Genomic DNA, 23,455 nt, shown 5'->3' with positions numbered 1-23,455 from the left:
GGATTCTTAACTCTGTCCTATTTACCGCCCGCTGGGCGTTGTGATGGCTTCCTAATTTGTCACTCAGCGCTATGCTTCCTCGGTTGCAGAAGCGGGTACCCCCATCCGGCTTCCGCCCCCTCGATCATCTCGGGCGCCCCAACGCCCGCCAGCTGGAGGTTACGTTGACCGACGACGTCCTGGTCGTGCACGGCGGTACGCCGCTGCAAGGTCAGATCCGGGTCCGTGGCGCCAAGAACCTCGTCTCCAAGGCGATGGTCGCCGCCCTGCTGGGTGAGTCACCGAGCCACCTGTACGACGTGCCGGCCATCCGCGACGTCGAGGTCGTCCGCGGCCTGCTCGCGCTGCACGGGGTGAAGGTCAGCGACGGCGCCGACGACGGCGAGATCGTCATGGACCCCACGAACGTCGAGAGCGCCAGCACCGACGAGATCAACGTGCACGCGGGCTCCAGCCGCATCCCGATCCTGCTCTGCGGTCCCCTGCTGCACCGCCTCGGGCACGCGTTCATCCCGGACCTCGGCGGCTGCCACATCGGCCCCCGGCCCATCGACTTCCACATCCAGGCGCTGCGCGAGTTCGGCGCGGTCGTCGACAAGGCGCCCGAGGGCATGCACCTGAGCGCGCCCAACGGCCTGCACGGGGCCAAGCTGGAACTGCCCTACCCGAGCGTCGGCGCGACCGAGCAGGTGCTGCTCACCGCCGTACGGGCGGAAGGGGTGACCGAACTCCGCAACGCCGCCATCGAGCCCGAGATCATCGATCTCATCTGCGTCCTGCAGAAGATGGGCGCGATCATCACGGTGCACACCGACCGGGTCATCGAGATCCAGGGCGTCCGCAAGCTCCACGGCTACAAGCACAAGCCGATCCCCGACCGGATCGAGGCGGCGAGCTGGGCCGCGGCCGCGCTGGCGACCAAGGGCGAGATCGAGGTCCTGGGCGCCCGCCAGGCCGACATGATGACGTTCCTGAACGTCTTCCGCTCCATCGGCGGCGAATGCGAGATCACCGACGACCGGGTGGCCCGCGACGGCGTGACCGCGGTCGAAGGTGGCATCAAGTTCTGGCACCCGGGCCACGAGCTCCAGGCGGTGGCCCTCGAGACGGACGTCCACCCGGGCTTCATGACCGACTGGCAGCAGCCGCTCGTGGTGGCGCTCACCCAGGCCCGCGGCATCTCGATCATGCACGAGACGGTGTACGAGCAGCGCCTCGGCTACACGGACGCGCTGAACCAGATGGGCGCGACCATCCAGGTCTACCGCGACTGCCTGGGCGGCACCCCGTGCCGCTTCGGCCGGCGCAACTTCATGCACTCGGCGGTCATCGCCGGCCCGTCCAAGCTCCACGCGGCCGACCTGGTCATCCCCGACCTGCGGGCGGGCTTCGCCCACCTGATCGCGGCGCTGGCGGCGGAAGGAACCTCCCGGGTGTACGGGGTGGACCTGATCAACCGGGGCTACGAGGACTTCGAAGGCAAGCTGGCCGCCCTCGGCGCACACGTCGAGAGGCTGTAACAGGCTCCGGTTTCATCACTATCAGCGGCGCGGTGTGAAAGACACCGCGCCGCTTGGCTACTCTCTGAGCGTGCCCTCGCTTTTCCGCCGCAAGCAAGACGACGCCCCCACCACCGAGGTCGTGGAGGAGGTGACGCCCGAGGTTGCGCGCCCCAAGAGCTACACCCCCAGCAAGAAAGAGCTGGGTGTGGCCACGCCCAAGCGGACGAGCACGGGCCGCCGCGTGTCCGAGCCGACGCCGACGAACCGCAAAGAGCAGCTCAAGCAGATGCGTGAGCGCCAGCGCGAAGAGCGCGCGGAGGCCTCGGCGGGCATGAAGGCGGGGGACGAACGCTACCTGCTGGCCCGCGACCGGGGGCCGGAGCGGTCGCTGGTCCGCGACATCGTCGACGCGCGCCGCACGGTGGGCACGTGGTTCTTCGGTGGGGCGCTGATCGTGCTGATCGGGTCGACCGTGCAGATCGCGGCGGTGCAGCTGGCGAGCAATGTGCTGTGGCTGCTGTTGGCGCTCGGTGTGATCGTGGACAGCGTTCTGATCTCGCGCAAGGTGAAGCGGCTCGTCAATGAGCGCTTCCCGAAGCACACGCAGCGGATGGGGTCGCTTCAGCTTTACGGCGTGATGCGTGGTCTCACGTTCCGGCGGATGCGGGTGCCCAAGCCTAAGGTTGATCTCGGTCAGGCTGTCTGACTCTCCTGCGCTGGGACGGTTGGGGGGAGGGGGTGCCCCAACAGACCCGTCAGGCTTGATGCTCTGTTGGGGCACCCCCTCCCCCCAACCTTGCATGGTCGCTTTGTAGCTGCCAGGAACTTGGTTGCTGGTCTCTGAGCGCGGGGCCGGGGTCTGTGGTCACCTCGCGGTGGCGCCTATGGGTGCTGTTCGCTGCCGCGCTGTGGTTTGGGCGGCGGGGACGGTCACGCAGGCACGCTGGGTGGTGGGTCCATCGGCAATTCCAGGCCGGTTGCGCGGGTTGGGCGGGTGCGACGAGCGGATCAACTCCCGCAACGGCTACCGACACCGCGATGGGGACACCCGCACCGCCACCGTCGAGCTCGCCATCCCGAAACTGCGGCAGGGCGTGATCATCCGCCTCGTCGGCGTGGTCTCGCCGAACAGACCGCATGCGGGGGAAGCGCAGGTCATGCACCACTTCGGTGGACGCGATCCAAGTAAGTGACTCCGGTCAGGTTTGCGGCTGCTTTCCAGAGGCGTTCGCCTGTGGCCGGGTCTCGGGCGTCGCGGCTTGCTCGGGCCTCGGTTACGGGGCCTCTGGTCTCGGCCCAGTGCGCTGGGCCGAAGAACTGGCCGCTGTGGGCGTTGGGGTCGGTGGCGGCTCGCAGCTGGGGCCGGGTGCCCTGGTTCAGGGGCTGGGTGGCTAGGAGGCCGGCCCAGGCCATGAGGCGGCCCAGGCGGGGGCGGTGCTCCCAGGCCCGCGGGGTGAGGTTGGTGCGGGTCAGGCCGGGATGGGCCAGGGTGCTGGCGATCGGTGAAGCGGTGGCGCGCAGGCGGCGGTCCAGTTCGAAGCCGAAGATCGTGGTGGCCAACTTGGAACGGCCGTAGGCGGGGGCGGCGCGGTAGTTCCGCTCGTACATCAGGTCGTCGAAGTCCAGGTGGGCGTTCTTGTGGGTGATCGAGCTGAGGCTGACCACCCGGGCCGCCGGGGCCGCGGCCAGTGGGCCGAGCAGCAGGCCGGTCAGGGCGAAGTGGCCGAGCATGTTGGTGCCGAGATGGAGCTCGAAGCCGTCGGCGGTGGTGCGGCGCGGGCCGAGCAGCACCACGCCGGCGTTGTTGACCAGCAGGTCGAGCACGGGGTGGTCGGTGGCCAGCCCGGCGGCGAAGGCGCGCACCGAGGCCAGGGAGGCCAGGTCCAGCTCGCGGACCTCGACGTCACCGCCGATCCGGCGGGCCGCCTCCCGGCCGGCGGTGGTGTTGCGGACGGCCAGCACGACGTGGGCGCCGTGCCGGGCCAGCTCGGTCGCGGTGATCAGGCCGAGCCCCGAGTTCGCGCCGGTCACCACGGCGGTCCGGCCGTGCTGGTCGGGGATGCGGTCGGCGGTCCATCCGGTCATCTGCTGCTCCTCGGGTCGGTGCGGTCACGGCGACGCTAGGCGTGCCGGGGAGGAGTTCGGTCGTTCCGGGAGACCTACCTTGGTGGTCACGCCGGGCGGGACACTTGCGGCATGACCCATCCGTACGCCCGTGAGCTCGGCGATTTCCTGCGCGCCCGGCGCAACCGCCTCAGCCCCCGCGACGTCGGCCTCGAGCCGGGCGGCCGGCGCAAGGTGGCCGGGCTGCGCCGCGAGGAACTGGCCCTGCTGGCCGGGTTGAGCACCGATTACTACCAGCGGATGGAACAGGGCCGGGAGGTGCACCCGTCCGACGGCGCCCTGGACGCCATTGCCGGCGCGCTCGCCCTCGACGACCAGGAACGCCGGCATCTGTTCACCCTGGCCCGCGCCGCCCGCCGGCCGATGCCGGCCCGGGCCGAGGCCATGCCCGAGCGTGTGCCCGACAGCACCCGGCGACTGCTGCGGGTGCTCGACACCCCGGCCGTCGTGCTCGGCCGCCACCTGGACCTGCTCGACTGGAACCGGATGGCCGAGGCGCTGCTCGGTGACCCCGACGGCTACCCGGCCGACCGGCTCAACATGCTCCTGCTGATGTTCGACGACACGCTGACCAGCCGGCGCAGCTGCCCGGACTGGGAACGACAGGCGCTGGACTACATCGGCATGATGCGCGCCGCCGTGGCGACCGACCCGACCCATCCGAGGGCGACCGCGATCGTCGGCGAGCTGAGCATCCGCAGCGCCGAGTTCCGCCGGCTCTGGGGCCGCCATGACGTCCGCGAGCGGGTGTCCGGCACCAAGACGTTCCGGGTGCCGGAGGTCGGCGACATCGACCTGGCCTGGGACACCTATCCGCTGCCGGGCAGCCCGGGGCCGGTCCTGCTGGTCTTCACGGCCGAACCCGGCAGCGGCGACGCCGAGCGGCTCCAGCTCCTCGCGTCGCTGCCGGCCGCGTCAGGGCAGGCCGGCCAGGCGCAGGAGGGCGGCGGAAGCGGCGGCGGCCACTACGACAACGACGAACGGGGCCCGGCGCCAGGCCAGGAGGGCGCCTACGGCTACGCCGGCGGGGCGGGCCACGCCGGCGAAGTCGCTTCCGGCCATGATGGTGGAGGTGGCGGCCAGGGCTGCCAGCAGTGCGGCGGCGGCCATCGGTAGCAGGCGCTGCATGGCGTCGGAGAGGTGCAGGCGTTCTCGCAGCAGAACGCCGCCCAGGCGCATGGTGTAGGTGCCGATGCCCAGGATGACGACCGCGGCGATCAGCATCAGGACTCCTTCGTGGGGCGACGGAGCAGGGTCAGCAGGCCCAGCAAGGCGCACAGGATGGGCAGGCCGGCGGGGAGCAGCGGGGTCAGGGCCACGGCTATGACCGCGCCGGTCAGGGCGACCAGGCGGGTCCGGCGGTCTTTCAGGGACGGCAGGATCAGGGCGATCAGCGCGGCCGGGAAGGCGGCGTCCAGGCCCAGGGCGTCCGTGTCGGAGACGGCGCCGCCCAGGAGCACGCCCAGGGCCGTGCCGATGTTCCACGACGTGAAGAGGGTTATGCCGATCAGCCAGTACGTGTGGCGGCGGCGGGCCGGGGCCGGCTCGGCCAGGGTGAAGGCGACCACCTCGTCGGTCATCACGTGGCTGCCCAGGAGGCGGTCCCGCAGGCTGGTGCCCATGGCTGTGCCCACCGCCATGCCGAAAGGGAGGTGGCGGGCGTTCAGGAGCAGGCCGGCCAGTACGGCGGCTATCGGGTTGCCGGCGGCGAACAGGCCCACGGCCAGGAACTGGGAGCCGCCCGCGAAGACGACCGTGGACATCAGGAACGGAAGCCAGGTCGGCAGGCCGTACGCGATGGTGATGGCCCCGAAGGAGGCTCCCACGGCGATCATGGCGGCTCCGATGGCGGCGGCGTCGCGGAGCAGCGAGTCGGGCGTTCGCTGTAACGTACGCATGGTTCAGAATAGTGAACGCTACGGCCGCGTTCGTCAAACCGAACGACTCGATCGATGGAGCGAACATGCACGAATCGGCGCCGCCGCTCGCGACCATCGCCGCCGCGTTGAGGCGGGAGCGCGAACGCGCGGGGATCTCGCTGGCCGAGCTGGCCCGGCGGGCGGGGCTGGCCAAGTCGACGTTGTCGCAGCTGGAGGCGGGGACCGGCAACCCGAGCATCGAGACGCTGTGGTCGCTCGGGGTGGCGCTGGGCGTGCCGTTCAGCCGGCTGGTCGAGCCGCCGCCCACGCGGGTGCGGGTGATCAGGGCCGGCGAGGGGCCCCGGGTGCAGTCGGACCGGGCCGACTTCGTGGCCACGCTGCTCGCGGCGGGGTCGGCCCATGTCCGGCGCGACCTCTACGTCATGGAGCTGGAGCCGGGTGAGGCGCGTGAGGCGGCCGCGCACATCCCGGACAGCGTCGAGCACCTGGTGGTGGCGGCCGGCCGGATCCTCGCGGGCCCGGCCGGCGAGCAGGTGGAGCTGGGGCCCGGCGACTACGTGTCATTCCCGGGCGACGTGCCGCACTACTACGAGGCGCTGGAGCCGGCCTGGGCCGTGCTCGTCATGGAGCATCGCTAGGCGCGGCTGGAGATCTGCTGCACGCCCCAGCTGTTGCCGTCGGGGTCGTTGAAGAAGACGAAGCCGACGTTGTCCAGCGGGTCGGGCATCGGGCGCGGGTTCTCGCCGAGGACCTGCACCTCGGTGCACTCGACGCCGCGCTCGACCAGCTCGGCGTGCGCCTTGCGGATGTCGGGGACGACCAGTTGCAGGCCCTTCAGCGAGCCTGGCGGCATCTCGGGCACGGCGCCCTTGCCGATCACCACCGAGCAGCCGGAGCCGGGCGGGGTGAGCTGGATGATGCGCACGTCGTCACCGACCCGGGTGTCGTGGTCGACGGTGAAGCCGAGCCGGTCGGCGTAGAACTCCTTCGCGCGGTCCAGGTCGGTGACGGGGACGACGACGACTTCCAGGGTCCAGTTCACGATGTTCCTCCAGAGAGCAAAGCGTCGAGTCGTACGAATCCCTCGCCGATCCCGCGCGCCATCGGATACGACAGCGCACGCTCACGGCCGAGAGGCGTGGCGTAGCGGACGACGGTGGTCAGCACGGTTCCGGCCCCCTCGGCGCGGAACTCGTGGCTGATCAGGGTGTCGCCGGGGTAGGACTGGTCGTCGAAGCGCTCGGTGTGCAGCAGCCGGTGCGGCGGCTCGACGACGCGGTAGGCGCCGCGCTGGGTCATCCGGTCGCCGCCCGGGCCCTCGCTGACGAACCGGTAGGCGCCGCCGACCCGCAGGTCGATCTCACACTCGACCAGGTGCCAGCCGCGGGCGCCGTACCAGCGGGTCAGCAGGGCGGGCTCGGTCCACGCGGCGAACACCCGCGACGGCGGGGCGGCGAAGGCACGGGTCAGCACGATGTCGCGGTCGCCGGGCGCGGAGACGTCGAGGGTCACGGCTCCTCCTCGAGGGAGGCCAGCACCTCGTCGAGGCGCTGGAACGACTCCTCCCAGTACTCGCGGTAGTCCTGCAACCAGCCGACCGCCTCGCGGAGCGGCCGCGCTTCCAGGCGGCAGGGCGCGCGCCGGTTGCCCGGCCCGCGCGAGACCAGACCGGCCCGTTCGAGGACCTTGAGGTGCTTGGTGATCGCCGGCTGCGTCATCGCGAACGGCGAAGCCAGCTCGGTGACGGTTGCCGAGCCTTGGGCGAGCCGGGCCAGGATGGCACGCCGCGTGGGATCGGCCAGCGCGGCGAAGGTGGCGTCTAGATCAGTGTTCATAACCGATTGGTAATCTATGCCGCCGGCCTAACTCCGTCAAGACGAGGTGTAGAGCTTCGCTACGACGTCCTCGATGTCCGGCTCGACCACCGAGAGGTCGCGCACCGCGGCCGCTCCGACCAGGCCGGCCACCGCGGCGCCGGCGGCGATCGAGTCGAGGGTGAAGGTCACCCGGTGGCCGTCCGCCTCGGTGCCGGTCATCGTGGCGCCGGGCAGGGTGAAGTTCGGCGGCAGCGGCGTGTCCAGGTCGACCACCAGGCGCCGCCGGGAGCCGTACCGGGAATGCAGCTCCTCGATCGTGCCGTCGTGGACCACGCGGCCGTGGTCGATCACGACCAGGCGGCGGCACAGCCGCTCGATGTCGGCCAGGTCGTGCGTGGTCAGCACCAGCGTCACGTCGCCGCTCCGGCCGAGCTCACCCAGGAACGAGCGGACCGCCTGCTTGCTGACCACGTCGAGGCCGATCGTCGGCTCGTCCAGGAACAGGACCTTCGGGCCGTGCAGGAGGGCGGCGGTGAGCTCGCCGCGCATGCGCTGGCCGAGCGAGAGCTGCCGCACCGGGGTGTCCATGAACGCGTCGAGGTCGAGCAGCTCACGGCACCGGTCCAGCCGCTCCCGGTGGGCCGCCGGATCGACCCGGTAGATGTGCCGGAGCAGCCGGAACGACTCGGCCAGGGGCAGGTCCCACCACAGCTGCGACCGCTGGCCGAAGACGACACCGATCTGAAGGGCCAACTTCGTTCTCCGGGGTACGGGCTCCAGCCCGCACACGCGCACCTCTCCGCTGGTCGGGGTCAGGACGCCGGTGAGCATCTTCAGCGTGGTCGACTTGCCGGCGCCGTTCGGGCCGATGTACCCGACCATCTCGCCCCGCTCGATGGCCAGGTCCACCCCGTCGACCGCGCTCACCGTGCGCTTCTCGCGTCTCAGGCGGCCGGTCTTCAGACGTACGGTGAAATCTTTGCGAAGGTCCCGCATGTGAATCATGAGCCGGTGCTCCGGTAGTGACGGACGCCGGTGCGCCACACCAGCCCGGCGATGCCCGCCGCGGCCAGCGCGACCAACGGCGCGGTGTATCCCGCCCAGGCCGGCAGGCCCAGCGGGTCGGTACGGCCCAGGATCACGAGGGCCGGTTGATAGGCGACGAAGGCGAAGCCCAGGGCGTACGCGAAAACCGCCCGGAACCACCCGCCGTAGACCGTGATCGGATAGGAGGCGAAGTCGCGGCCGCCGTAGGTGAAACCGTTGCCGACCTGGCCCGACTCGACCCACCAGAACGACAGGCTCCCGGCGATCACGAAGAGCGATCCGAAGAAGACCCCGGCCGACACCGGCGAGACGACCAGCAGCAGGGCCCGGCCCGGCGTCCAGTCGATGTCGTTCATGGCGACCGCGGTGACCAGCACCCCGATGCCCACGAGCATGCGCATCAGCTTGCGGAGGGGCAGATCCATGCACACCAGCTGCGGCAGCACGCCGAGTGGGCGGACCAGCACGGCGTCGAGGGCGCCCGTCCGGACGTACGTCCTCAGATCGTCGATGTTGCCGACCGTCATGTCGGCCAGGACGAATCCGGCGCTGGTGATGCCGGTCATCATCAGCGCCTCGGCCAGGGAGAAATCGCCGATCGTGGCCGCCGCCCCGAACAGCACGAAGACCGTGGCCACGTCGATGACCGTGGCGCACGCGTTGGTGAACAGCTCGACCGCGAAGCTGACCCGGTAGCTGGCCATCGACCGCAGCTTGCCGCCGAGCAGGGCCAGATAGGGGTTCTGGAGATCAGCCACCCTGGATCACCAGCTTGCGTTCCGCCCTCTTCTGGACGACATGGGCGGCCATGATCATGATCACGGCCCAGACCGCCTGCAACACGACCAGACCAGCCTGTACGCCCGGGCCGTCCCGCTCGACCAGCACGTCCAGAGGCGTCTGGAGCAGTCCGGGCAACGGGGTGGACACCCAGAGGGTGACCGTCAGCCAGTCGGGAAGCAGACGCAACGGGAAGTAGAGGCCGGCCAGCACCCCACTGGCCAAGGTCCAGAGGATCAGCGGACCACGGGCGTCATGCAGCCAGTACGCGGTCGCGTTGACCAGATAGCGGCACCCGAAACAGCCGACCACCGCGAGCACGACCGAGACCGCGAACAGCGGCACGGTCTGCCAGCGCTCGGGCTCCCGGAGATCGAAGAAGATCGCCCCGGCGATCACCGGCGGGATGAACCGGGTGAGCACGGCATGCAGGCCACGGCCCAGATCGGCGGCCAGATAGGCGGTCACCGGAGAGATCGGTCGTAACAAGTCGGCCGCGACATCACCCGAGCGGATCCGGTCGGAAAGGTCGGTCCATCCCCAGATGCCCACCACGGCCAGTAACCCCTGGCCCACCCAGACGAACGTGGCGAGCTGCTCGGTGTCGTAACCACCGGGCCGGCCGCCCGGCGCCCCCGCGGCAACGGCCAGGAGCACGTAGCAGCGGAGAAAGCCAAAGACTATGTTGGTGAACGCTCCGGCGGCGGTGGCCTGACGATAGGTCGCGTACCGCCGGAAACCTGACCAGACGAGCGCACCGAAAGTAGCGATGGAGGCCCGCGACCTTGTGCCGGGAGAGATCGTCAGCACCCTGGCGTCAGTCCCGCTCACGCCGTTAACCTCCTAGTGCCCTTTTCCCTTACGAAAGCCGGGCGACCTTACCCGGATCCCCGGACGGCTGCCTCAGAATTACGACCAGAAGTGGATCTCGCCGTGACGGAGCGTCGCCAATGAAGGGCTGGGGCTCTTCTTCGGACTCCTCCTCGGGCGGCGGCGCCAGCAGCTGGGGCGCCTGGGCCGACGAGCCGGCATGGGTCTACGAGATCACCTGGGAGTGGGAGCCGGTGCCGGGCCAGCGCTACCCGGGCGACCCGGGCCGCCGAAAGGCCGTACACACGCCGGTCTACGAGGCTTCGGACGGCGCCTCCCCCGCGTCGTGGTCCAGCCCTGAGGATCAACCCCCGCCGAGGTACGCCGATTCGCCCGGCCGCGCTTGGGAGGGCGCCCCACCGCAGGGTTCACCGGAGCACACCCAGCCCCTGTGGAACCGCCCCGCCCAGAGCCACGCCATGCCGCCACGCGAGCAGGCCCCCGACGCCTACCGAGCCGACCAGCGCCGGGGCGCGGCCCCCGTCTACGGCCGATCCGCTTCCGAGCCCCGCCCGCAGTCCCCCGCCGGCGGCGAAGGCTGGAAGGACGCGCCCCCGCGCGATCCCCGGGGCCAGTCACCGGCCGAGCTGCCCCAGCGTCACGCGCAGCGCCCGCAGACCGACCTCCCGCAGCGCAACCAGCCCCAGGGCGGCCTCCCCCAGCAACCCCAGGGCGGCTACTCCCAGCAGTCCCAGGGTGGCCTTCCCCAGCAACCCCAGGGCGGCTACCCCCAGCAGTCCCAGGGCGGCTACCCCCAGCGCAACCAGCCTCAAGGCGGCCCCGCGCAGCGCGGCGCCTCGGAGCCCGCGGCCCAGCAGCGCGACCTCCCCCCACGTGATGCGTTCCGCGCCGCCGTCGTGCCGCAGCCTCCCTACCCACCCGGCGCCCCCTATTCCTCGGCCGGCCCGCGGGCCGCCAACCCGTACGCGTCCCCTTCACCAACCCCGGAGTCCCCCGCCGCCCCCGGCCGCGGCGTCTACGGCGCCGCCCGCCCTCCGGCAGCTGCCACACCTGACGGCGCCTACTACGGCCGCCGCCACACCACCGACGAGGAACAACAGGACACTCCGCGCCCGGTCTCCTCCGGCGCCTACGGCAACGCCCGCCCGGCCCCGGCCGACGCTTTCCCGTCCCGCCCCGGCCAGCGCCCGGCCCCCGGCCAGCGCGACGGCCGCGACTCCGACACACCCTTCGACCTGCGCCCGGCCCCACAGGACCGGGGCGCCCCCGCCCAGTCCCGCCCGGCCCCACAGCCGACCCGCGTCACTCCACAGCGCCCGGCGGACCCCGCCCCGCTGTACCCCACCGCCCCCGGCTCCGCCATCCCTTCCCCGACCCCGGTCCGCCCGGTCTCGGCCCCGGCCCCGACCCACCCGGCGTCGGCCCCGGCCCACCCGGCCTCTGCTCCAGTCCGCCCGGCCTCTGCCCCCACTCCGACCCACCCGGCCTCTGCTCCAGTCCGCCCGGTCTCGGCCCCCACTCCGACCCACTCGGCCTCTGCTCCAGTCCGCCCGGTCTCGGCCCCCACTCCGGTCCAGCCGACCTCCGCCCCCGTCCGCCCGGTCTCGGCCCCTACCCCGGCCTACCCGGCTTCCGCCCCGGCGCCGATCCAGCCGTCCGCCGCCCAAGCGCCGATCCAGCCGTCCGCCGTTCAAGCGCCGGCTCACCCGGTCTCCGGCCCGGGACCGATCCACTCAGCCCCGGCCTATCCGGTATCGGCCCCGGCCCAGCCGCCCGTCGTTCCCATGCAGCCCGCTGCCTCGGCCAACCCCGCGTCTTCACCGCCTCACGCCGCACCGGTCCCAGCGGGCGAACCTTCCTGGCCTTCAGCAGGCACAGCCCACCCCGCGGCGATTCCCGGACAATCCGGCCCTTCCGGACCAATCCGCCCCACCTCCGGTCCGGCATATCCCGCACCCGAGCCGGCCTTCCCAAGCTCAGGCCCCACCCCTCCCGTCTCCGGCCCCGCCAACCCGGTTTCCGGACCCGCACGGCCCATCTCAGGACCTATACAGCCCGACTTCAGATCTGCGCAGCCTGTCTCCGGCCCCGCAGATCCCGTCCACGGAGCCGCCCAGCCCGGCTCCGGACCCGTGCCACCCACCTACGGAGCCGCCCAGCCCGGCTCCGGGCCGGTGCCACCGGTCTCTGGAGCCGCCCAGCCTGGCTCCGGGCCCGTGCCGCCCGTCTCCGGACCGGTCCAGCCGACGCACCCAATCTCCGGATCCGCGCAGCCTGCTTTCGGGCCTGCGCAGCCGGGGGAATCGGTGTGGCCGGCTTCGGGCGCTGTGCAGTCCGGGTCGGCCTGGGGCGATCACCCGCACGCCGGGCAGTCGCACGCTCAGGCTCCTGTCCGGTCGGAAGACTCGGCGCGGCCGGTCTCCGGGGTCGTGCAGCCGAGCGCGGGAGCGCATGGTTCGCCGGTCCACCCGGTGTCCGCTCCCGGGGACTTCGACGCGAACGCTTCGCAGCACGGACCGGTAGTCGGCGAGTTCCGGCAGGGCGAGTACTACGAGCCGCGCCCGGACCAGACGACCACGCCCGACCGTGACGCGGCCGAGTACGACCGCCCGGAGCCTGTCACCGCACCGCCCTACCTGGTTGCCGACGCCGGAGCCATCGGCCTCGAGCAGTACGACCCGTCGGTCAGCCCTGTCTCCTCGCTACCCACGGATCACCCGCTGCCGACCGGCCCGGTCGCCGGCCCCAGAACCGAGCCGGTCGCCGCTCCCGAAGCCGTCGATCTCCCCGCCGCAGGGGCATCGAGGTCCGCTACTGAAGGGCTCGCCGTCGAGGCTCCCGATGCTGGATCGCCGGCGGCCGAGCAGCCCCGCGGGCTCGGCTGGCTGCTGTCGCAGAGTGGCCTCGGCGCCATCACGCCGCTGCCGCCGCCGGAGCCTCTGCTGGCGATGATCGAGCAGCCGGTCCCCGAGCCCGAGCCCGAAGAGATCCAGCCGGTAAGCGGCGCCCCGGAGAAGCAGAACTGGTTCGTCCCGCCCGCCGACGACGAGCTCGACACCGTGGCCGACGATGACCACGCGGTCATTACCGAGCAGCCGGAAGCCGACCAGTACGCGGCCGCTCCGTCCCGGACTGAGCAGATCCCGGCGGAAGAACCTGCCGTCCTCGAGTTCCCACTGGAAGAACTCGACGTCGACCTGTCACCCGCCGAACACCCGGCCCCCGAGCCCGCCGCTGACCACCCGGACCCGGAACCGCAGGCCCACGAGCCCGCCATCGACAACCTGGACGTGGAACCGCAAGCCGGCGAGCCCACCACCGACCACCTGGACTCGGAACCGCAAGCCGACGAGCCCACCACCGACCACCTGGACTCGGAACCGCAAGCCGACGAGCCCACCACCGACCACCTGGACTCGGAACCGCAGGCCCCCGAGGCCGCCGCCGACCACCTGGACTCGGAACCGCAAGCGGACGAGGCCGCCGCCGACTATGCGGTCGAGCCGGAGCCCTACACGCACGATCAGGCTGCGGAGGACCTCGACACCAACCCGGTTGCCGAGCCCGAAGCTGACCAGCCCGCTGTGGATCAACCGGCTGCGGAGCTGTGGGACGAGCAGCCCTCCTTCGAACACCCGGCTACGGAGACACCGGCCGCCTCCGATCACCAGCCAGCCGTTGATCATCAGGTCGCTGAGCCGCAGGATGAGCACGTCGAAGTTCTGGACGTCGAGCGGCAAGACGAACGACCCGCGGTCGAGGTTCAAGACGCCGAACAGGCCGACGACCATTCAGCCGCTGGGGCTGTGGCATCGGACGCGGACGAGCAGCCGGTGGATGACGACGACTCGGCGGTCGTTGAGGATCACGAGGCGCCGCACATCGAGTTCGAGCTGGGGCCCGAATGGGCTCAGGACGATGAAGTGGCGCCGGAGGCCGAGCCCACGGTCGACGAGCTGCTGGAGGTGGCTGAGGCGCCTTCGGCTGAGTTCGGTTCGGCGGAGTCGGCCGATGGGGAAGCCGTCGATGTCGAGCTTCTGGAGCCTACGCCGGAGCCGCCGGCCGAGGAGCCCGCGGACGAGATCGTCGACGCCGAGCTGGTCGATGAGTCGCGGCCGGAGCTTGCCGCCGCGGTAGAGGGCCCGGATCCCGAGCCGACGGACGCCGAGCCCGAAAAGCAGGACGACGAAACGCCGGAGGACGAAGCGCCGGAGGACGCCGCGCCGGAGGACGCCGCGGAAGCCGAGCCCGAGCCGGCAGCGGACTCCGAGCCGGAAACGCCCGAAATGCCCACGACGACGACGGCGCCCAGTCTCGTGGCGGTGCCCCGCGTGCCGGCCGTGCCCATTCGGCAGCGTGGGGACAAGGTCGGGCCGCAGGATCGCCGTGCCGATCCCGAGCAGGTGCTCTCGGCGTACCCCTGGGTCTTTGATCCGGCGACCCTGCGTGAGCGTATCGAGGAGACCGACCCCATGGGGGTTGTCATCGACCGCCTCACCGACAAGTTGGAGTACGCCGAGCGCGACTCCGTCCGGGCCCGCCTCCTGAGCCTTCGCGCCGTCGCCGAGCGGCTCCTCGACGAGCTCGATCCCGCCCTCGAAGACGCCGAAGCCGGGCTTGAGCACGCGCGCCGGGCCGCTGATCCTGTTCTCGAGGCGACCGTCCTCGGGCGGCTCGCCCATGTGCGGCACTGGCGGGGTGAGTACGCCGAGGCCGACCGGCTCTATGCCGAGGCCTCCTCGCCCGAGCTGCCTACCCGGCTGTTGGCCGAGCTTCATGAGCTGGCCGGGCGGTCGGCGTTCGAGCAGGGGCGCTATCTCGAGGCCGTCAACCACTTCGAGACCGCGCTCGACCTGCGGAAGGGCACCGACCCCGATCTGGTCGAGCGGATCGAGCTGGCCCTCGACACGATCACCGGGTTGACCACCGAGGGGTGGGGGCCCTACCCGCGTACCGAAGAAGAGATCGGCGGCCTTCGGCCGGCCGTGGGACCCACTCTCTTCCAGGACGAGAACGGCTGGGGCGCCGTCGACGAGCAGGGGCAGGTCGTGGTCGAGGCCCGGTACGACCGGTTCGCCACCGTGCTCGCCGGGGGCGGGACGATCGACGGCTTCACCGCCGAAGGGCTGGCCGTGGTCGAGAGCGACGGCCGGCAGGGCGTCATCGACCGCACCGGGCAGGTCGTTCTTCCCCTGGAGCACGCCGAGGTGCGCATCCACCCGGCCGCGTTCCTGGTCGCCGACCGGTTCGGGCTGTGGGGGGCTCTCGGGCGGGACGGCGCGCCGATGGTCGAGCTGACGCACTCCGAGCGGGCCGACGTGATCGAGGAGATCGAACGGCGTGTGCCGGCCACCCGGCCGGTTCTGTGAGAAGGCAATAGTGTCAGGGCATGGAGTTTCGTCATCTGGGCCGTTCCGGCCTGCTCATCAGCGAGATCGCCTACGGCAACTGGATCACTCACGGTTCGCAGGTCGAGGAGGACGCCGCGCGTGACTGCGTGCGGGCCGCGCTCGACGTCGGCATCACCACGTTCGACACCGCCGACGCGTACGCGGGCGGGCGCGCCGAGGAGGTGCTCGGCCGCGCGCTGAAGGGTGAGCGCCGCGCCGGGCTGGAGATCTTCACCAAGGTGTTCTGGCCGACCGGGCCGGGGCCGAACGACCGCAGCCTGTCCCGCAAGCACATCATGGAGTCGATCGACGCGTCGCTGGGCCGGCTCCAGACCGACTACGTCGACCTCTACCAGGCCCATCGGTACGACTACTCGACGCCGCTCGAGGAGACCATGCAGGCGTTCGCCGACGTGGTGCGCTCGGGCAAGGCGCTCTACATCGGCGTCTCCGAGTGGACCGCCTCGGAGATCCGCGCCGGGTGGGAGCTCGCCCAGGATCTGAAGATCCCGCTGGTGTCGAACCAGCCGCAGTACTCGGCGTTGTGGCGGGTCATCGAGGCCGAGGTGGTGCCCACCTCGATCGAGCTGGGTCTCGGCCAGGTCGTGTTCTCGCCGATCGCGCAGGGCGTGCTCACGGGCAAGTACAAGGTGGGCCAGCAGCCGCCGGAGGGTTCCCGGGCCACCGACCAGTCGGGCGGCGCCGGTTTCATCCAGCGCTACCTGAACGACGAGGTGCTGGGCGCGGTGGCCAAGCTCCAGCCGCTCGCCGAGCAGGCCGGCCTGTCGCTGGCCCAGCTGGCCGTGGCGTGGGTGCTGCAGAACTCGAACGTCTCGGCCGCCATCATCGGCGCGTCCCGCCCGGAGCAGGTGCGTGACAACGCGGCCGCCTCCGGCGTGAAGCTCGACGCCGACCTCATGAAGGCGATCGACGCGGCCCTGGACGAGGTCGTCGAACGCGACCCCGCCCAGACCCGCTCACCGGCCCGCCGGCCCTGATCCCAGTCGAGCCCCTCACCCGCGATCGCCGCCGGTGAGATGGCAGTCGGTTCTTCGACGCCCGCGGGGTTTGCGGGTGGCGGAGAACCGCCTGCCATCTCACCGGTTACAAGGCGATCGCCCGCGGAGCGAAGCGGAGCCAGCCAGCTCAGCTCCAGAAGCGCATGAGCTCGAGCCCGACCTGGATCAGGGCCTCGGACAGGCCGATCTTCTCGCCGAGCCAGAACACCACGTCGTAGAAGTACTGCCCGACCTTCGTCTGCCACAGCAGCAGGAAGAGCAGGATGAAGCCGTACGGCGCGAAGAGGTTCCACGCCCGCTGATAGGCCGGGCTCATCCACGGCGCGATGATGCCGCCGCCGTCGAGGCCCGGGATCGGCAGGAAGTTCAGCACGCTCGCGGTGATCTGCAGGAACGCCAGCGCGGCCAGCGCGGCCCAGAACTCCAGGTGGTCGGTCGAGCCGGTCAGGGCGTACCCCCCGAGCGACGGCACCAGCTTGGGACCCGCGCCGATCAGGAACGGGATCGACACCACCAGCGCCAGGATCACGTTGGTGAACGGGCCCGCGAAGCTGATCAGCGAATCCTTGACCTTGCTGCGGATGTACCGGTGGTCGACCCAGACCGCGCCGCCGGGCAGGCCGATGCCGCCGAGGATGACCACGACGACCGGCAGCACGATGGAGAGCAGCGGGCTCGTGTATTTCAGCGGGTTGAGCCGCAGATATCCGCGCTCGGCCACGGTGTGGTCGCCGGAGAAGTATCCGATCAGCGCGTGCGCGTACTCGTGCAGGCAGAGCGACACGAGCCAGCCGGAGACGATGAATAGGAAGACGTCGACGCGTACGTTGCCGAAGCCCGTCCAGGTCATCCAGCCGCTGACCGCGAAGATCGCGACGATGCCGACGAAGACCGGGCTCGGGATGAAGGCGTTGCGCGGCGTCCGCGTGTAGACCGGTTCGTAAGTCACGTCACTCCGCCGGCAAGAGGCTCATCCGGTAGTCCACCCGGTCGTCCTCGACCAGCACGACACCCGCCACGCCGGACTCGGCCAGCTGCCGCCACTCCTGGCCGATCCACGACTCGGCGTCGGACTGGCTGCTGAACGTCTCCGGCGGACCGGCAACCGGTTGCCCGTCGACGTTCTCGTACCGCCAACTCCACGGCATTCGCCGCCCCCTCACGTCCTCGGTCGGTGCGTCTCCACCCTACGGCGTCACGCTGTGCGCCCCGGCCTTAAGGTACGGGGCATGTCCGATGATCGGTGGCACAGCGTCCTGGTGCTCGGCGGCATCCGCTCCGGCAAGTCCGAGTTCGCGGAATCGCTCGTGGCGGACGCCCCCGCAGTCCGATATGTCGCCACGGCCGTGGGCGGTGAGGACGATCCGGAGTGGCTGGAGCGGATCGAGTCGCATCAGCGGCGCCGCCCGCAGGCCTGGTCGACCGAGGAGACCGGCGCCGATCCGGCCCGGCTGACCGAGTTGCTGACCGGGGCCAAGCCGGACGACACGCTGCTGATCGACGATCTGGGCGGCTGGGTGGCGGCGCTGCTCGACCCGGCCCGCCAGCCCAACGACGACGAGGCCGACGTGGCCGCTCTGGCCGCGGCGGTCCGCGACTGCGAGGCGCGTGTCGTGCTGGTCAGCCCCGAGGTGGGCCTCACGCTGGTGCCGACGACGCCGGTGGGCCGGGCTTTCGCCGACGCTCTCGGCACGACCAACCAGGCCTTGGCGCAAGCTTGCGACGGGGTCGCGCTGATCATCGCGGGCCAGGCCGTCTGGCTTAAAACGGCAGATGTACGGAATTACACAACCACCCAACCGCAGCCGACGGCCTCGACAGTCCACGACCGCGTGACCGCCGCACCGGCCGCGCCGGCCCCCACCGCGTCCCCGGTCGCGGCGACGCCGGTCGCCTCGCCGCCGGCTTCATCGCCGGCTGAGCCGCCGACCGAGCCGATCCAGCCCCCGCCGCCGGTCGAGCCCCCCGTCGTCCAGCCCGCCCCGGTCGCCACCCCAGCCGCGGCCCCTCTCGCCGCCCCGGCCGCGACAGTCGCGGCGCCCGCCGCGACCCCGCTGGCCCGCGTGCTCGACGAGCCCACCATGAGCCTCCCGGCGATCGGCGCCCGCCCGGTCTTCGAGCCCGGCATGGACCTGCCCCTGCCCGACACCGAGACCGGCCCCGAGGCCCGCGACCGCCTGGCCACCGTCGACTTCCCCGGCTCCGGCCTGGGCGCCCTCGTCGGCGCCGTCGAGTTCGCCGCCGCCACCCAGGGCACCGTCACTCCGCAGCCCTGGTCGTCCCTGCGCGTGCTGCTGCTCTCGGGCCGCCACGCCGGCGGCGCCGGGGCCGGCGACGACGTCGTGGACGTCGAGCGCCGCGTGGCCCAGGTCGAGAACGGCGAGGGCGTCCTCAGCCGCCTGGCCGGCGCGGCCGGTGCCGACATCGCCATCCTGCGCACCGGCGAGTCGACCGCCATGGAGGACGGCCCCGTCCTGTCCGCCGACGAGGTGGAGAACAACCTGCAGACCGGCTGGCAGCTGGCCGAGGCCGCCGCCGACGCCGGCAAGGACCTGCTCGTGCTCGCCGCGATCGGCGTCGGCACCGACGCCGTGGCCGCCGCCGTCACCGCCGCCACCACCGGCGCCGAGGCCGTCGCCATCCTGCCGCGCGTGCTGCTGCCCGGCGGCACGTACGACGACGAGTCCTGGATGCGCCGCGCCGGCGCCGTCCGTGACGCCCTGCACCGCATCCGCCGCGAGCCCCGCGGCGCCAAGGACCTGCTCCGCGAGCTGGGCGGGGCCGACATGGCCATCGCCGTCGGCGCCCTGCTCGGCGCCACCGCCCGCAAGCTCCCGGTGCTGGTCGACGGCCCGCTCGGCGTCGCCGCCGGCCTGATCGCCCGCGACCTGGGCAGCCAGGCCAAGCACTGGTCCCTGCTGGCCGACTCGGGCGGCCTGCAGCTGGTCAAGGAGGGCGGCGACTTCCTGGGCCTCACCCCGGTGCTCGACCTGGGGCTCGGCCTCGGTGAGGGCGCCAATGCGCTTGCCACGCTGCCCCTGCTGCGTACGGCAATCGGATTGGCCGGAACCGTGGCCGTCCACCCGGCCATGCTGGCGGAGCTCGGCGACGGCGGCGCGTCCGACCTGATCGTCCCGAACGACGACGAGGACGTCGACTTCGCCGAGCCGGAACCCGGCGGCCCCGGCCCCGCCTCGACCACCGAGTGACCCTGCTCGACGGCCTGAGGCTCAGCCTCACCACCTTGACGGTCCTGCCCGTACGCGGCGGCCGCGTGGACCGCGCGACCGCCGCCGTGGCCATGAGCGCGGCCCCCGCGGTGGGCGCCCTGCTCGGCGCGATCCTGGCCGCCGTGCTGTGGCTGCTCCGGGAGGCGCACGCTCCGTCCCTGGTCGCCGCCGCGGTGACCGTCACCGCCGCCGCCCTGCTGACCCGCGGCATGCACCTGGACGGCCTGGCCGACACCATCGACGCCCTGGGTTCCTACCGCCGAGGCGACGCGGCCCTGGAAATCATGAAAAAGTCCGACATCGGCCCGTTCGGGGTGGCCGCGATCGCCGCGACGATGCTGATCCAGACGGCGACGATCAACGCTCTCACCCCGGCCGCGCTGATCGTGGCGTGGGCCGCCGGCCGCCTGGCCATCCCGCTCGCCTGCCGCCGCGGAGTCCCGGCGGCGCGCCCCGAGGGCCTGGGCGCGCTGGTGGCCGGCACCGTCCCGCTGCCCGTCGTCGCCGCCGCGGCCGTCGTGATCGCCGGCGCCGCCGCGGCCGTCCACCCGTGGCACGGACCGCTCGCCGTCGCCCTCTCCCTCGCGGTGACGACGCTGCTGGTCCGGCACTGCGTCCGCCGCTTCGGTGGCATCACCGGCGACGTCCTGGGCGCCGCCGTCGAACTGTCGACGGCGGCCGCACTAGTCGTCCTGTCGCTCCGTTAGCGCACCGACGGCTGCACGAACGGCGGCTTCACCACGCGGGCCTCGACACGCTTGCCCCGGATGTCGATCTGAACCAGGTCGCCGTCGGCCACACCCGCCGCGGTGTCGACGAGGGCCAGCGCGATCCCCACCTTCTTGGTCGGCGAGAACGTGCCGCTCGTGGTCTCGCCGATGCGCTGCTCGCCGGCGTACACCTCCATGTGCCCCCGCGGAATGCCGCGCCCGGTCAGCTCGAGCCCGCGCAGCGTCCGCCGTGCCCCCTCGGCCTTCTCCGCCGTCAGCGCCTCGCGCCCCCAGAACGCCGGCTTGTTCCAGCCGACCGCCCACCCCGAGCGCGCCTGCACCGGCGAGATGTCCAGCGACAGCTCCTGCCCGTGCAGCGGATAGCCCATCTCGGTGCGCAGCGTGTCACGGGCGCCGAGACCGCACGGCCGCACTCCGGCCGAGATCAGCGCGTCCCACACCGCGGCCGCGTCGTTCCAGGGCACCACCAGCTCGTAGCCGTGCTCGCCCGTGTACCCCGTGCGGCAGTCGATCAGCGTGACGCCGTCCAGCGTGGCCGTGGCGAACGACATGTATCCGTGGTCGGTCGGCAGGCCCAGCTTCGCCAGGACCGAGGCCGACTGCGGTCCCTGCACGGCCAGGACGGCGTACGCCTGGTGCTCGTCCACGACCTCGACGCCGGCCGGCGCCGCCGCCGCGAGCCGGCGCACCACCTCGGCCGTGTTCGCCGCGTTCGGGATCAGGAAGACCTCGTCCTCCGAGATGAGGTACGCGATCAGGTCGTCCACCACGCCGCCGTTGTCGTCGCAGCACAGCGTGTACTGCGCCTTGCCCGGCTCGATACGCCCCAGGTCGTTCGTGAGGCAGGAGTTCACAAAGGCCGCCGCGCCCGCTCCGCGGACCCGGGCCTTGCCCAGGTGGGAGACGTCGAAGACACCGACCGCCTCGCGGACCGCCGCGTGCTCTTTCAGGACACCGCCGCCGGCGTACTCCAAAGGCATCTCCCATCCGCCGAAGGCGGCGAACTTGGCACCCAGCGCGATGTGGCGCTCGTGCAGGGGAGACCGGAAAAGGGCATCGGTGACCTCGGCAGACATGAGAGTCAACTTACCCGTGACCTTGCATGTGGTTAGAGTCGCGGGGACACCCCACATCGAACCAGCCGGCGCGCGCCCAAGAGGCGCCCGGCCCTGAACGTCCGCGGAGAGCCCGAGTGAGCCAGCCCAGCCTCAGCCTGGTCGACACCGACCCGGCCGAATTGGCCGTCGACGCCATCGTCATCGGCCTGCACAGTCAGCCCGACGAAGGCGGCGCCCTGCTTCCGGCCGCCGGCGCCGAGAGCATCGCCGCCGCCTTCGACGGCAAGCTGACCTCGACGCTGGCCCTGCTGGGCGCGAGCGGCGCCCCCGGCGAGGTGACCAAGCTCGCCACCCTCGGCACGGTCAGCGCGCCGCTGATCGTGGCCGTCGGCCTCGGCGACGAGCCGTCCGGCTCCGCGCCCAACCTCGAGACCCTGCGCCGGGGCACCGGCGCCGCCGTGCGCGCGCTGGCCGGCAGCGGCACCGTCGCGCTCGCCCTGCCGCTGCCCGACGACGCGGACGCCCCTGGCGTGCTGCGCGCGATCCTCGAGGGTGCGCTGCTCGGGTCGTACAAGTTCGCCGGCTACAAGACCAAGCCGCAGCCGAACCGCCGCGAGCCCGTCGCCGCCCTGCAGATCCACGTGCCGGACGCCTCCGACGCGGCGGCCGCGGCCGAGGTGGCCCGGGCCGAGACTGTGGCCAAGGCCGTGCGCCTGACCCGCGACTGGGTCAACACCCCGCCGAACGCGCTGCGCCCGCCGGAGTTCGCCGACGCCGTCGTGGCCGCCGCCAAGGGCACCGGCCTCGAGGTCGAGGTGCTCGACTTCGACGAGCTCAAGGCCGGTGGCTACGGCGGCATCGTGGCCGTGGGCCAGGGTTCCGAGGCCAAGCCGCGCCTGGTCAAGCTGACCTACGTGCCCGAGGGCGTCGAGGACCCGACGCGGGTGGCCCTGGTCGGCAAGGGCATCACGTTCGACACCGGCGGCATCAGCATCAAGCCGGCCGCCGGCATGTGGGAGATGAAGTCGGACATGGCCGGCGCGGCCGCGGTCGGCGCCACCATGCTGGCCATCGCCGCGCTCAAGCCGGGCGTCGCGGTCAGTGGCTATCTGGCCATCGCCGAGAACATGCCGTCGGGTTCGGCCTACCGGCCGGGCGACGTGCTCACCATGTTCAACGGCAAGCGGGTCGAGATCTTCAACACCGACGCCGAGGGCCGCCTGGTGCTGGCCGACGCGATCGCCCGGGCCTGCGCCGACGGCACCGACTACGTGCTCGAGGCGTCCACGCTCACCGGCGGCCAGGTGATCTCGCTGGGCAAGCGGATCTCCGGCCTGATGGGCTCGGAGGGCGCGATCGACCTGGTGAAGGCGGCCGGCGACGCGGTCGGCGAGCCGGTGTGGCCGATGCCGCTGCCGGAGGAGGTCCGCAAGGGCATGGAGTCCGACATCGCCGACATCTGCCAGACGAACGCGAACCTCGACCGGGCCGGGCACATGCTCCAGGGCGGCGTCTTCCTGCGCGAGTTCGTCGAGGACGGCGTCGAGTGGGCGCACATCGACATCGCCGGCCCGAGCTACCACACCGGTGAGGCCACCGGGTACTGGGCGAAGGGCGGCACGGGCGTGCCGGTTCGCACCTTCCTGGCCGCGATCGACAGCCTCGCTTAAGGCTCAGGCGGGGGTTTCGGGGCGGTACGCCCCGGAGCCCCCGGGATCACGGCCGAGCTTTTTCTGCCGTGCCATGTAATCGCGCATCCGCTGCGGATAACCGAGCAGGCGGATGTCGTAGATCGGTACGCTGAGCTGGTGTGCCCATCGCCGGGCAATCTCCGGCGATTCGATCCGTCGGCGGGTCCACTCGCCGTCGTGTGCCACAAGCAATACGGTGGTTTCGGTCACCGTGGTGCGAGGCTCGATGAACGCCTCGACCCCGCGACGACTGCGGACGAACTCCGCGAGATACTCAAGATCGGCACGGTCAACCGGCCGGCCGGCCGCCCGACGCGGCTCCCGGCTCCGCCGAAACCAGGCCAACACCCGCTCC

At 71.8% G+C, this 23,455-nt stretch carries 21 protein-coding genes and 2 pseudogenes; 10 read left to right on the top strand and 13 right to left on the bottom strand.

The genetic code is table 11. The features are described from left to right. The first annotated feature begins 164 nt into the window (after positions 1–164). The 3 genes and pseudogenes from murA to ACFY36_RS36850 all read left to right on the top strand — a co-directional run. Entirely contained in the window at positions 165–1,520 is a 1,356-nt protein-coding gene (gene murA, locus ACFY36_RS36860) for a UDP-N-acetylglucosamine 1-carboxyvinyltransferase (RefSeq protein ID WP_498695735.1), read from the top strand. 70 nt (positions 1,521–1,590) lie between these two features. Then, entirely contained in the window at positions 1,591–2,208 is a 618-nt protein-coding gene (locus ACFY36_RS36855; RefSeq protein WP_499750519.1) for a DUF3043 domain-containing protein, read from the top strand. Between the two features lie 292 nt (positions 2,209–2,500). Then, positions 2,501–2,596, top strand: a pseudogene (locus tag ACFY36_RS36850) (transposase); the annotation flags it as partial. Between the two features lie 61 nt (positions 2,597–2,657). Here ACFY36_RS36850 and ACFY36_RS36845 read toward each other — a convergent pair. Then, complete coding sequence (locus ACFY36_RS36845) at positions 2,658–3,587, bottom strand: oxidoreductase (protein WP_499750518.1); 930 nt, start codon at positions 3,585–3,587, stop codon at positions 2,658–2,660. A gap of 111 nt (positions 3,588–3,698) precedes the next feature. Here ACFY36_RS36845 and ACFY36_RS36840 point away from each other — a divergent pair. Next, positions 3,699–4,463: pseudogene (locus ACFY36_RS36840) on the top strand (helix-turn-helix transcriptional regulator); the annotation flags it as partial. Positions 4,464–4,541: 78 nt separating this feature from the next. Here ACFY36_RS36840 and ACFY36_RS36835 read toward each other — a convergent pair. Beyond that, on the bottom strand, positions 4,542–4,805 hold the full coding sequence (locus tag ACFY36_RS36835; RefSeq protein WP_499750629.1) for an AzlD domain-containing protein: 264 nt from the start codon (positions 4,803–4,805) through the stop codon (positions 4,542–4,544). A gap of 44 nt (positions 4,806–4,849) precedes the next feature. After that, positions 4,850–5,524, bottom strand: coding sequence for an AzlC family ABC transporter permease (locus ACFY36_RS36830; RefSeq protein ID WP_499750517.1), 675 nt, complete (start codon positions 5,522–5,524; stop codon positions 4,850–4,852). Positions 5,525–5,589: 65 nt separating this feature from the next. On the opposite strand from ACFY36_RS36830, the gene ACFY36_RS36825 reads away from it, so the two are divergent. Further along, the gene (locus ACFY36_RS36825; RefSeq protein ID WP_499750516.1) at positions 5,590–6,144 is read left to right on the top strand and encodes a helix-turn-helix domain-containing protein; all 555 of its coding nucleotides are present in this window, start codon (positions 5,590–5,592) and stop codon (positions 6,142–6,144) included. Here the strand turns inward: ACFY36_RS36825 and ACFY36_RS36820 are convergent. The 6 genes from ACFY36_RS36820 to ACFY36_RS36795 are packed head-to-tail and all read right to left on the bottom strand — an operon-like array spanning position 6,141 to position 9,981. After that, positions 6,141–6,548, bottom strand: a complete 408-nt coding sequence (locus ACFY36_RS36820) for a VOC family protein (protein ID WP_499750515.1) — start codon at positions 6,546–6,548, stop codon at positions 6,141–6,143. The two genes, ACFY36_RS36825 and ACFY36_RS36820, sit on opposite strands and share 4 nt — an antisense overlap. Continuing rightward, on the bottom strand, positions 6,545–7,018 hold the full coding sequence (locus ACFY36_RS36815) for an SRPBCC domain-containing protein (protein ID WP_499750514.1): 474 nt from the start codon (positions 7,016–7,018) through the stop codon (positions 6,545–6,547). The genes ACFY36_RS36820 and ACFY36_RS36815 overlap by 4 nt, the downstream gene beginning before the upstream one ends. Continuing rightward, entirely contained in the window at positions 7,015–7,341 is a 327-nt protein-coding gene (locus ACFY36_RS36810) for an ArsR/SmtB family transcription factor (protein WP_499750513.1), read from the bottom strand. The genes ACFY36_RS36815 and ACFY36_RS36810 overlap by 4 nt, the downstream gene beginning before the upstream one ends. Before the next feature lie 36 nt (positions 7,342–7,377). Further along, the gene (locus ACFY36_RS36805) at positions 7,378–8,328 is read right to left on the bottom strand and encodes an ABC transporter ATP-binding protein (RefSeq protein ID WP_499750512.1); all 951 of its coding nucleotides are present in this window, start codon (positions 8,326–8,328) and stop codon (positions 7,378–7,380) included. Next, positions 8,325–9,128: an ABC transporter permease gene (locus ACFY36_RS36800; RefSeq protein ID WP_499750511.1), complete on the bottom strand. Its 804-nt coding sequence runs from the start codon at positions 9,126–9,128 to the stop codon at positions 8,325–8,327. Before ACFY36_RS36800 ends, ACFY36_RS36805 begins: the two co-directional genes overlap by 4 nt. Beyond that, positions 9,121–9,981 (bottom strand): ABC transporter permease, encoded by an 861-nt coding sequence (locus ACFY36_RS36795; protein ID WP_499750510.1) that lies wholly within the window; start codon positions 9,979–9,981, stop codon positions 9,121–9,123. The genes ACFY36_RS36800 and ACFY36_RS36795 overlap by 8 nt, the downstream gene beginning before the upstream one ends. Positions 9,982–12,452: 2,471 nt before the next feature. Between ACFY36_RS36795 and ACFY36_RS36790 the strand changes: the two genes are divergently transcribed. Continuing rightward, positions 12,453–15,350, top strand: coding sequence for a WG repeat-containing protein (locus ACFY36_RS36790; RefSeq protein ID WP_499750509.1), 2,898 nt, complete (start codon positions 12,453–12,455; stop codon positions 15,348–15,350). 20 nt (positions 15,351–15,370) lie between these two features. After that, entirely contained in the window at positions 15,371–16,369 is a 999-nt protein-coding gene (locus ACFY36_RS36785) for an aldo/keto reductase family protein (protein ID WP_499750508.1), read from the top strand. Positions 16,370–16,517: 148 nt separating this feature from the next. Here ACFY36_RS36785 and ACFY36_RS36780 read toward each other — a convergent pair whose 3' ends face one another. Both ACFY36_RS36780 and ACFY36_RS36775 read right to left on the bottom strand, forming a co-directional pair. Continuing rightward, entirely contained in the window at positions 16,518–17,339 is an 822-nt protein-coding gene (locus tag ACFY36_RS36780) for a site-2 protease family protein (protein WP_499750507.1), read from the bottom strand. Between the two features lies 1 nt (position 17,340). Next, on the bottom strand, positions 17,341–17,538 hold the full coding sequence (locus ACFY36_RS36775) for a hypothetical protein (RefSeq protein ID WP_097320010.1): 198 nt from the start codon (positions 17,536–17,538) through the stop codon (positions 17,341–17,343). Positions 17,539–17,619: 81 nt separating this feature from the next. Here ACFY36_RS36775 and ACFY36_RS36770 point away from each other — a divergent pair, with 81 nt between their 5' ends. Together ACFY36_RS36770 and ACFY36_RS36765 are read left to right on the top strand one after the other, a co-directional pair. Next, complete coding sequence (locus ACFY36_RS36770; RefSeq protein WP_499750506.1) at positions 17,620–19,599, top strand: bifunctional adenosylcobinamide kinase/adenosylcobinamide-phosphate guanylyltransferase; 1,980 nt, start codon at positions 17,620–17,622, stop codon at positions 19,597–19,599. Continuing rightward, on the top strand, positions 19,596–20,327 hold the full coding sequence (locus ACFY36_RS36765) for an adenosylcobinamide-GDP ribazoletransferase (RefSeq protein WP_499750505.1): 732 nt from the start codon (positions 19,596–19,598) through the stop codon (positions 20,325–20,327). The genes ACFY36_RS36770 and ACFY36_RS36765 overlap by 4 nt, the downstream gene beginning before the upstream one ends. Here ACFY36_RS36765 and gcvT read toward each other — a convergent pair. Further along, positions 20,324–21,427, bottom strand: a complete 1,104-nt coding sequence (gene gcvT / locus ACFY36_RS36760) for a glycine cleavage system aminomethyltransferase GcvT (protein ID WP_499750504.1) — start codon at positions 21,425–21,427, stop codon at positions 20,324–20,326. The two genes, ACFY36_RS36765 and gcvT, sit on opposite strands and share 4 nt — an antisense overlap. Before the next feature lie 116 nt (positions 21,428–21,543). Here gcvT and ACFY36_RS36755 point away from each other — a divergent pair, with 116 nt between their 5' ends. Further along, positions 21,544–23,079: a leucyl aminopeptidase gene (locus ACFY36_RS36755; RefSeq protein WP_499750503.1), complete on the top strand. Its 1,536-nt coding sequence runs from the start codon at positions 21,544–21,546 to the stop codon at positions 23,077–23,079. Positions 23,080–23,082: 3 nt separating this feature from the next. On the opposite strand, the gene ACFY36_RS36750 is transcribed toward ACFY36_RS36755, so the two are convergent. Then, the gene (locus ACFY36_RS36750; RefSeq protein ID WP_499750502.1) at positions 23,083–23,445 is read right to left on the bottom strand and encodes a hypothetical protein; all 363 of its coding nucleotides are present in this window, start codon (positions 23,443–23,445) and stop codon (positions 23,083–23,085) included. Between the last annotated feature and the right edge of the window lie 10 nt (positions 23,446–23,455).

The organism is Actinoplanes sp. NPDC000266, from assembly GCF_042899005.1.
GTDB lineage: Bacteria > Actinomycetota > Actinomycetes > Mycobacteriales > Micromonosporaceae > Actinoplanes.
This window is presented reverse-complemented; position numbering and strand designations above follow the sequence as displayed.

Coding starts and splice junctions, on each gene's coding strand:
- ACFY36_RS36845 (WP_499750518.1), bottom strand. CDS start 3,587: ATGACCGGATGGACCGCCGACCGCATCCCCGACCAGCACGGCCGGACC.
- ACFY36_RS36830 (WP_499750517.1), bottom strand. CDS start 5,524: ATGCGTACGTTACAGCGAACGCCCGACTCGCTGCTCCGCGACGCCGCC.
- ACFY36_RS36775 (WP_097320010.1), bottom strand. CDS start 17,538: ATGCCGTGGAGTTGGCGGTACGAGAACGTCGACGGGCAACCGGTTGCC.
- ACFY36_RS36835 (WP_499750629.1), bottom strand. CDS start 4,805: ATGCGCCTGGGCGGCGTTCTGCTGCGAGAACGCCTGCACCTCTCCGAC.
- ACFY36_RS36770 (WP_499750506.1), top strand. CDS start 17,620: ATGTCCGATGATCGGTGGCACAGCGTCCTGGTGCTCGGCGGCATCCGC.
- ACFY36_RS36785 (WP_499750508.1), top strand. CDS start 15,371: ATGGAGTTTCGTCATCTGGGCCGTTCCGGCCTGCTCATCAGCGAGATC.
- ACFY36_RS36825 (WP_499750516.1), top strand. CDS start 5,590: ATGCACGAATCGGCGCCGCCGCTCGCGACCATCGCCGCCGCGTTGAGG.
- gcvT (WP_499750504.1), bottom strand. CDS start 21,427: ATGTCTGCCGAGGTCACCGATGCCCTTTTCCGGTCTCCCCTGCACGAG.
- ACFY36_RS36805 (WP_499750512.1), bottom strand. CDS start 8,328: ATGATTCACATGCGGGACCTTCGCAAAGATTTCACCGTACGTCTGAAG.
- ACFY36_RS36810 (WP_499750513.1), bottom strand. CDS start 7,341: ATGAACACTGATCTAGACGCCACCTTCGCCGCGCTGGCCGATCCCACG.